This is a genomic window from Brevundimonas sp. ZS04 (assembly GCF_001956865.1).
Classification (GTDB): domain Bacteria; phylum Pseudomonadota; class Alphaproteobacteria; order Caulobacterales; family Caulobacteraceae; genus Brevundimonas; species Brevundimonas diminuta.
Window position 1 is genome coordinate 143456 of sequence record NZ_MTHE01000009.1, and the last position, 7629, is coordinate 151084.

At 70.5% G+C, this 7629-nt stretch carries 7 protein-coding genes and 1 pseudogene; 2 read left to right on the forward strand and 6 right to left on the reverse strand.

Features of this window, described 5'->3' with window-relative positions:
- The first annotated feature begins 29 nt into the window (after window positions 1–29).
- Complete coding sequence (locus BJP32_RS12580; protein WP_076224366.1) at window positions 30–1682, forward strand: serine hydrolase; 1653 nt, start codon at window positions 30–32, stop codon at window positions 1680–1682.
- 40 nt (window positions 1683–1722) lie between these two features.
- Here BJP32_RS12580 and BJP32_RS12585 read toward each other — a convergent pair whose 3' ends face one another.
- The 6 genes from BJP32_RS12585 to prmC all read right to left on the reverse strand — a co-directional run bounded on the left by BJP32_RS12585 (window position 1723) and on the right by prmC (window position 7351).
- Entirely contained in the window at window positions 1723–2124 is a 402-nt protein-coding gene (locus BJP32_RS12585; protein WP_003166255.1) for a hypothetical protein, read from the reverse strand.
- A gap of 72 nt (window positions 2125–2196) precedes the next feature.
- A complete protein-coding gene (locus tag BJP32_RS12590; RefSeq protein ID WP_076224368.1) occupies window positions 2197–2922 on the reverse strand; it encodes a DUF4893 domain-containing protein in 726 nt (241 codons plus the stop codon).
- Between the two features lie 48 nt (window positions 2923–2970).
- Window positions 2971–3696, reverse strand: coding sequence for a DUF4893 domain-containing protein (locus tag BJP32_RS12595; RefSeq protein ID WP_076224370.1), 726 nt, complete (start codon window positions 3694–3696; stop codon window positions 2971–2973).
- Window positions 3697–3800: 104 nt separating this feature from the next.
- On the reverse strand, window positions 3801–5189 hold the full coding sequence (locus BJP32_RS12600; protein ID WP_076224371.1) for a hybrid sensor histidine kinase/response regulator: 1389 nt from the start codon (window positions 5187–5189) through the stop codon (window positions 3801–3803).
- 82 nt (window positions 5190–5271) lie between these two features.
- Complete coding sequence (locus BJP32_RS12605; RefSeq protein ID WP_233126834.1) at window positions 5272–6165, reverse strand: DUF4167 domain-containing protein; 894 nt, start codon at window positions 6163–6165, stop codon at window positions 5272–5274.
- A gap of 277 nt (window positions 6166–6442) precedes the next feature.
- Window positions 6443–7351 carry a peptide chain release factor N(5)-glutamine methyltransferase gene (gene prmC, locus BJP32_RS12610; RefSeq protein ID WP_076224374.1) on the reverse strand — a complete coding sequence of 303 codons (909 nt, stop codon included), beginning with the start codon at window positions 7349–7351 and terminating at the stop codon, window positions 6443–6445.
- A 78-nt stretch (window positions 7352–7429) separates the two neighbouring features.
- Here prmC and BJP32_RS12615 point away from each other — a divergent pair.
- Window positions 7430–7629: pseudogene (locus BJP32_RS12615) on the forward strand (hypothetical protein); the annotation flags it as partial.

A 7629-nucleotide genomic window follows, 5' to 3' on the forward strand; every position in this document is an offset into this window, starting at 1 on the left:
TCGCCGTTCAGTCTTCGGGAGCGTCCTTGATGTCCATCCGCCTGTCGCGCCGCGCCGCGCTGATCTCTTCCGCCGTCGGCGCCGCCGGCGCGGCCCTGCCCGCGACCGGCTGGGCCCAGACCAGCGCCGATACGCGTTCCGACGACGAGATCGCCGCCGCCGCCGACGCCTGGGTGCGGCGTTGCATGGCCGCCTGGCCGGACCAGCCCGCCGTGTCGCTGGCCCTGGTCCGCGACGGCAAGACGGTGCTGGCCAAGGGTTATGGCGTGCGCCGTCAGGGCAAAAATGAACCCGCCGACGAACATACCCTGTTCGCCATCGCGTCGAACTCCAAGAACGTCACCGCCGCCTGCCTGGCCATCCTGGTCGATGAAGGCAAGGTGAAGTGGGACGAGCCGATCCGCACCTATCTGCCCGGCTTCACCCTGTCGGACCCGATGGTGGGCGAGCGCATCACGGTGCGCGACACGCTGAGCCACCGCGCCGGTTTCGGCCTGGGCGCGGGCGATCTGCTGTTCTGGCCCAACAGCGACCGGACGCGGGCCGAGGTTCTGGCGCAGGCCGCCTTCGTGCCCATCGAGGACGGCTTCCGCGAGGATTACCACTACTGCAACCTGATGTTCGTGGTGGCGGGCGCGGTGATCGAGAAGGTCTCGGGCCTGTCGTGGGAGGTCTTCGTCCAGACCCGCATCTTCGACCGCGTGGGCATGAGCGAGAGCGTGCCCCTGGCGCGTCTGGCCGACCCGAAGAAGAGCGCCCTGCCTCACGGCCGCGTCGGCCCGCCCCTGCGCTATCAGGGGGCGATGACCCAGATCGCCGAGTCGATCGTCGAGGTGTGGAACTGGGATTCGGCGGCGGCGGCGGGCGGCATCTGCGCCAGCGCCCACGACTGGGCCAAGTGGATCGCCGTGCGCCTGAACGACGGCAAGCTGGCCGACGGCTCGCGCCTGTTCTCCGAAGCCGCCGCGAAGGAAATGTACAAGCCCAACATCGTCGTCTCCTCGTCCAACGGGCCGACGGCGGCCCTGCCGAACCGGGCCGTAGCCTCGACCTACGCCATGGGCTTGCAGGTGCAGGATTATCGCGGCGAGCGACTGGCGACCCACGGCGGCGGCTCGCCCGGCGGCATCTCGGCCACGGTGCTGATCCCCGGCCGCAAGATCGGCTTCTCGGTCTTCACCAACGCCGAAGAGAGCTTCCTGCTGCGCGCCCTGCGCTCGGGCCTGTCGGACATCGCCATGAACAAGGTCGACGTCGACTGGATCGCCGATTCCAAGCGGATTGAGGCCGAAGGGACCGAGAAGTCGCTGAAGGCCGCCGTCGAGATCGACGCCAAACAGGCGGCGGGCGCGGCCCCCTCCCTGCCGCTGGAGGCCTACGCCGGAACCTGGCGCGATCCCTGGTACGGCGACATCGTCATCGAGCCGAAGACGGAAGGGCGCGGCCGCAACCGCAAGTCCGGCCTGTGGCTGCGCTTCACCCACACCCCGGCGCTGCAAGGCTGGCTGGAGCCCTATGACGGCGAGACCTTCCGCACCCGCTTCCCCGACAAGCGCGAAGAGGACGCCTTCATCACCTTCAGCATCGCCACGGCCAAGCCCGCCACCGCCACGGTCAAGGGCGTCTCGCCGGACATCGACTTCAGCTACGACTATCAGGATCTGCGGCTGACGCGGGTCTGAACGCCCTAACCCTTCTCCCCTTGTGGGAGAAGGGCTCAGGTCAGCGCGCCGGACGTTGGCCCGCTTCCAGGATCGGCATCCCCGCCTCGGTGGGGATGTAGATGGTCTGGCGGCCTTCCTTGCCGGCCGTCTCCTGCAGCATGTTGATGTAGGACCAGCGCAGATAGGCCTCGGGGCCGCCCAGGGCCTCGGCCATGATGCGGTTGGCCTCGTTGGCGCCCTTGGCGCGCTCGATCTCGGCCGCGGCGGTCAGCTTGGCCGAGTCCAGGGCGGCCTGGGCCTCCAGCACGCGGATGCGGCGGTTCTGCACGGCCTCTTCATAGGCCGCCTTGCCCGCCATCTGCTTGGAATAGACGTTGTAGGTGGGGAAGCCGATCAGCACGACCGCCAGGACGACGGCGATGGCGATGATGGATCCGAGCGTGAGGCCGACGCCGCGCATGAGGGTGCTCCGAAGGTAAAGGCGATGAGGCGCTCAGGGTGAAGGGCGCGCCCCTGAACGGTCAAGCTGCGATCAGCGCGTCAGCTCCAGAATGTCGAGCTTGGATTCCTGCTTGGGAAAGGGAATGACCAGGCGCCAGCGTTGCGGGCCGATGCGCTCGAACACGCCCAGCTGGTCGCGCTCGGCCTGGGCGCCGTAGGCGGGGAAGCCGGTCTCGTCGCCCCAGGCCTGGGCGCCGACATAGACCAGGCGTCGATCAGTGTCGGGATAGAGCAGGCCGCGCGTGCGCTGGCTGCCCGTGGTCTTCGCCAGGATCAGGTCGCCGCCGGGCGTCAGTTCGACGCGGCAACGGAAGGCCGGATAGGCGACGTAGGCCAGGCCCTGCGCCTCGCGCGCGCCCAGTTTGACGGTGCGGCAGCGGTAGTCGCCCGGCGGCGGTTGAAGACGACCGGCCTGCCCGGCGTTGGGATCGACCAGGACGCCGAGAGATTCGACCTCGTCGGCGAAGCCGCGCGCCTCGGCCTCGGCGCGGGCCAGGCTCCAGGCCTGGTCGAGGCGGCCCAGCAGGCTGGCGTCGGCGGGCGCGGCGACCGCACGCCAATCGTCGCCGCCGCCCTGCTCGCCGGGAGACGGGGACGGCGCCGCGGTCCCCGGCGGAGGCGATACGGCTTCAGACGGCGCCGCGACAGGCGCATCCGGAGAAGAAGGGGGCGACGGGGTCGGCGCGGCGTCGCGGTCGCAGCCGGCCAGGGCGAGGACGCTCGCGAACAGGGCGGCGGCGACGGGGCTGAAGCGCATCGGGCTCTCTACTGTCATCCAGTCCTAACGGACAGGAACGGCGACGGTTCAGCGCGACGGCGGCGCCGGGACCAATTCCAGCAGATCGAGGTTGGATTCCGCCGCCGGCCAGGGCGTGACCAGGCGCCAGCGCCGCTCGCCGATCCGCTCCAGCACGCCGACCAGGTCGCGTTCGGGCCGCTGGCCGTAGCTGCGGGCCGTCGGCTCGGACGCCAGGGCCATGGAGCCGAGGAAGACCATTTCACGGTCGTTCTCGGGGAAGAGCAGACCTGCGGGGCGTTGCGAGCCGGTGCGCTTGATCAGCTTCAGTCCGCCGGGGGTCTGTTCGATGCGGCAGGCGAACCAGCCGTAGACCACATAGCCGAGCCCGCCTTCATCCCCCTGAGAGCCCAGTTTGACGGTGCGGCAGCGATAGGCGCCGGGCGGCGGGGCGACACTGGGACGGGCGGCGTCGGGATCGATCAGTTCGCCCAAGGCCGACAGGTCGCCCGAACCGGGCTGGCGGCGAGCCTGTTCCAGCGCCAGACTCCAGGCGGCGGCGCGGCGCTGATAGCGGTCGCGGTCCGCCGGGGTGATGACGCCGCGCCAGTCGTCCAGCACGGCGCCGACGGGCGCTTCGGGCGCGGCCGGAACCGGCGGGAGCGGCGGCGGCGGAGGCGGCGGGGGCGTCGTGGCGCAGGCGGCCAGGGCCGCCGAGCCCAGAGCCGGGCCGATCAGGGTCTTGAACAGGGGCTGGAAAGCGAGCCGGAAAGGTCGGGTCGGCGTACGCGGCATATCGGTCTTCTCAAGCGACGGGGATCGAAAGCCCCGTTTCTCTTTAGGAAGCCGCCATGAGGCGCGGCGTCAACCCCGCCCGTCGTCGCGACCGCGTGAAGTCGTCAGGCCTGCGCCGCCTTGGGCATGGTCCGCGAAGAGGCGTCAGACGGCGCCAGAAGACGCGACAGTCCTGCGGTCAGATCGGCGAGTCCGATCGGTTTGATCAGGTATTCGGCGAAGCCCGCCGCCTGCGCGCGTCGCACCTCGTCCGGGGCGATCGCCGCCGACAGCGCCATGACGGGCAGGTCGCGGGTCAGCGGCTGCTGCGCCAGGGCGGCCTTGACCGCCAGGCCCTGCCCCCCGTGCAGATCAAGATCCAGGATGACGGCGTCGGGCTGAAGGTCGCGCGCCAGGTCCGCCCCCTCCTGCGCGGTCGCTGCGACGTGGAGCTGGATCTGACCCGCCCCGTGCAGCAGATGGCGCATCAGGGCGACCGCAGCCGCGTCCTCGGCGATATAGAGCAGGACCGCGTCCGGCAGACGCGGCAAGGGCGAGGCGGCTCGGAACTCGGCCTGAAGCTCAGCCCGCTGTTCGGCCCGAAGTTCTACGTGACGCCGAGGTGAAGCCGGCAGGCGCAGTATGAAGGCCGCGCCCTCGCCTTCCCGGCTCTCGACCGTCAGATCGCCGTCCATGGCGGCCGCCAGACGGCGGGCGGCGGCCAGGCCGACGCCCGCGCCGTCAGCCGAGGAGGCGGCGCGGCCGCGCCGGGCGAAAGGGTCGAACAGGGTTTCGATCCGGCGCGGCGACAGGCCCGGCCCGGTGTCGCGTACGGTGATCCAGACCTCCTGGGCGAGGCGGCGGCCTTCGATCACCACCGTCCCGCCGCGACGATTATGCTGCACGGCGTTGCGGATCAGACTGGTCAACACCTGATCCAGGGCGCGAGGCTCGGCCTGGACCGTCAGCCCGGCCTGAAACGGAGGCGGACGCAGATCGACCCCCGCCGCCTCGGCCTGACCGGCCAGGGACTGGCAGATGCGCCGGGCGATCAGCAAAGGGTCCAGACGTTCGCGCGCGGCCGCGACGCCCGAGGCGTCCGCAAAGGCGGTCAGCCCCTCGACCAGAGTCCGCAGGCGAGCCGCGCCATCGTGAATCTGCTCGACGGCCTGACTCTGACGACGGCTGAGCGGCTCATTGACCGCATTGATCCGCAGCAGGTCGGCGAAGCCCAATATGGCGTCGAGCGGCCCGCGCATCTCACGGCTGAAGGCGGCGAGCAGGGCCGTATGGGTGCGGCGTCCGGCCGCCTCGACCGCCTGGGCGCGAAACAGGCGCGCCTCGACGTCGCAGGCGGCGCCTTCCAGATCAGCGATGCGTCGTCGGGCGGCGGCGAGCTGGCGGTCATGCAGCCGTTGCACCGCGCGAATGCGCCCGTGGGCGCCGATCGACAGCCTGACGCCCGCGACGCCCGTCGCCAGTCCGAGGGCGATCGCCAGTAGAACGAATTCCATCACACGTCCTCCCGATAGATCGAGAGTGACGTGCAAATGGTTGTATTAGAGTGAACACACCCGCAAGGGTTGTTTGCTCGCCCTATTCGTCGTCGGCGACCGTCTCAGCCTTGCGGCGCGGACGGCGGGTGCGCGGGGCGGGCGTCTCGTCGTCCTGGGCCGCTTCCTCGATCGCCGCGGGGCGGGTCAGGAAGCCCGGCAGAGCCGCGGCGTCGTCGCCGGCCGCCTCATCCTTGGCCGCAGCGGCGCGAGGACGGCGCGGGGCGCGCGGCGCCTTGGCGACCGGCGCGTCGGCGTCCGCCCCGGCCTCGACGGCGGGCGCCTCATGCGCACGCTCTTCGGTCGGAACCTCGGAGGCCGGGCCGCCGTCCTGACCGGACTCATCGGCGTCGGCGATCTCGGATTCGCCGTTCTCGAAACGACGGTTGCGCTCCTCGCGGCGGCGCTCCCAACGCTCGCGGCGGGATTCGCGGCGGCCGCCTTCGCGGTTGTCGCCGTCGCCGTTTTCACGCGGTTCGCGGGGCTCACGCGGCTCACGGGGCTCGCGGTCGCGGTTGGCCTCGCGCTCGGCGCGTTCAGCCTGACGGCGAGCCTCTTCCTCGACGCGGCGCTCCTCGGCCTGCTGGGCGGCGATGATGGCCGCCGCCTGGGCGCCCGACTCGTCCTCGAAGTCGATGTCGAAGCCCTGGCCCGCCTGTTCGCGCTGGGCGATCTCGCTGACCGAGCGCTGCGGCTGGAGCGCGCGCAGGACGCGGAAATAGTGTTCGGCGTGCTGGGTGTAGTTTTCGGCCAGAACGCGGTCGCCGGCGGCCGCGGCGTCGCGGGCCAGCTGCATATAGCGTTCGTAGACGGTCTGGGCGTTGCCCCGGACCTTGATGTTCTCGGGGCCTTGCGAGTCCCACGAACGGTTCGGATTGGTCGCGTTGGCGTTATTGCCGCCGCCGGGCTTACGGTTGCGTCCGCGTTGACGCTTCATGCCCTTGAAATCTCTCATCGGAGCTTACCGTGTTGGTGCGGGCCGCCGTCGCAGAAGACGGGCGAGACCCTGTTCGTCGTTCCGTTCGTTCGGGGCCGATCCCCGGTGCGAGCTGTTCGGAAAACCGTGCGTCCCCCGTGGTCCGCCACGTCCGTCTGAGGGGCGCGGCCGTCACTGAACTCCGACACGCTTAATCGAGCGAACCGGCTCGAAAAGGGTGCGTCTGAGTGGGGAACACCACGGACTTAGCGCGCGCCGAGACGCTTTCCAAGGGTTTTTATTGCAACGGCGCTTCGGCTTCGGGGATCGGGCCCACGCGCGGGTCCGGGCCGTTGGTGACGACGCGGTCGCGATCCGACAGATCCTTCACGACCTTGACGTCGGTGAAGCCCGCCGCTTCGAACAGGGCCTTGACCGCCTGGCCCTGGTCCCAGCCGATCTCGACGGCGAAGACGCCTTGCGGGCGCAGGATGCGGGCGATCTCGGGCGCCAGGTCGCGATAGGGCTGCAGTCCGTCAGGGCCGCCGTCCAGCGCCAGATGCGGATCGTGCTCGCGCACCTCGGGGTCCAGACCGGCGATGTCCGCGGTCGGGATATAGGGCGGATTGGACACCACCAGGTCGAAGCTGTCGTCGGCGAAGCCCGCCGCCCAGTCGGTGCGCATGAAGGTGCAGCGGTGGTTCAGGTCCAGATTGGCCGCGTTCTCGCGCGCCACGGCGATGGCCTCGGTCGAGATGTCGGTGCCGACGCCGCGCGCGCCGCGCCGCTCGGCCAGGGCGGCCAGCAGGATGGCGCCCGAGCCCGTGCCCAGGTCGGCCATGTCGAAGGCGGTGTTGGGCGGGAAGGCGCGCACGATGACATCCACCACCGTCTCGGTGTCCGGGCGCGGGCTGAGGACGTCAGGAGTGACGTTCAGCATGATCTTCCAGAAGCCTTTGCGGCCCAGAATGCGCGACACCGGCTCACGGCGCAGGCGACGATCCACCATGGCGTCCAGCGCCAGGGTTTGCTCAGGCGAGAGCGCACGGTAGGGGTCGTTCAGGATGTCGACGCGGCCTGCGCCCGTCGCCGCCTCGAGCATCAGGCGGGCGTCGATGGAGGGGCTGTCGATGCCGGCGGCCTTCAGGCGCGCCTGGGCGCCTTTCCAGGCGGTCAGCAGGGTCGGTTGGGTGTTCTGATCGGACATTCCGGGTGATTGGGGTCTGCGACGGATGATTTCAAGACGGAACGGCCGGCTAGCGTGGCCGTTGAAGGGCGAATGGGGATGAAACCACAGTCGAATCATCGCGCGTCGCGCGCCCGGAAGCGTCGTCCGGCGCGTCGCGCGCCCGGCGCGGCCGGCGGGCTGCTGCGCTATCTGGCCGCAGCGGCGGGCGGACTGGCGACAGGCGCGACGGCGGCCCACCTGCTCTACACTCAAGGCCACCGCTTCGGCCTGGAGCTGCGCCCCCCGCGTCCCGAGCC